At 36.6% G+C, this 1,093-nt stretch carries 1 protein-coding gene; it reads left to right on the forward strand.

The window, feature by feature from the left end; translation table 11 throughout:
- Window positions 1–399: 399 nt before the first annotated feature.
- Window positions 400–1,093 (forward strand): replication initiation protein RepM (gene repM / locus EI164_RS16260; RefSeq protein ID WP_192521010.1); only part of this gene is annotated, 694 nt, incomplete at its 3' end.

Consider the following 1,093-nt stretch of genomic DNA (forward strand, 5'->3'; position numbering starts at 1 on the left):
TATAGCATCTAGAAGACGTAGACCGTAGCTAATCATCTTTTTCTTGTTTCCAGTGCGTTATGCGATCGGTTAGCAAATGAGATGATTTTTACCGTAAAAATGAATTATTTTTTAGGCATTTTTTATCTTTTGTCTTTCTTAGTTATCAACAACCAAAAAGGTTTTTAATGTTTTTAATGCTTTTAAGAGCTTTTAAGTTGTCTCAAAGCCTTGCTACTACTGGTCTGTGTAGGAGCTTAACGGACGTTTACCTGTCAATTAACGGACGTTTACCTGTCAATTAACGGACGTTTACCTGTCAATTAACGGACGTTTACCTGTCAATTAACGACTTATTTTGTTTAAGTCCCTTTAAAGACATGATAAAGTAAAGTCTTTTATTTAAAAGAGTTCACAAATATGAGCGACAAAAAGTTAAAAAATGAGGTTGTTAAAACTCACAGGTTAAATACAGCTCTACAAAAATTATCACTTGCTGAAATTCGACTTATGCAGTTAGCGATTATAGATGCAAGAGAAACAGGTGCAGGCATAGATACTTTAACCCCCTTACCTATCCATGCAAGCCGTTATGCCGAGGCGTTTGGTGTTACAAGACAAACGGCGTATGAAGTTCTTATTGAGGCTGAAACCTCTTTATTTAAGCGTTATTTTACATTTCTTGATGAGCGAGATGGTAAGCCAGTTAAGTCTCATTGGGTAAGTCAGGCAAAGTATTTAGATGATGAAGCGATCATTGAAATAATGCTTACACCTGCTGTAGTCAAAGAGATTACACGTATTGATGCTATAGAAGCTAAAACTCTATTCACAAGATTTGCGCTTGAGCAGGTAGCACCAATGAAAAGCGTCTACTCTGTGAGATTATACGAACTACTCAACCAATGGAAGCAAGCGAAAAAGGTAAGCTTTGACCTAAATACTTTCAGGGGACAGTTAGGTGTTGAGGATACTGAGTACAAGGCAATGAGCGACTTTAAAAAGCGCGTCCTAGATCTTGCTGTGAATGAAATTAATGAAAAATCAGACCTAAAAGTGAGCTATGAACAGGTTAAAAAGGGCGTGGCTATAGCAGGCTTTAAATTTAAAGTAT

Source organism: Psychrobacter sp. FME13, assembly GCF_014861395.1.
In the GTDB taxonomy this organism is placed as follows: Bacteria; Pseudomonadota; Gammaproteobacteria; order Pseudomonadales; family Moraxellaceae; genus Psychrobacter.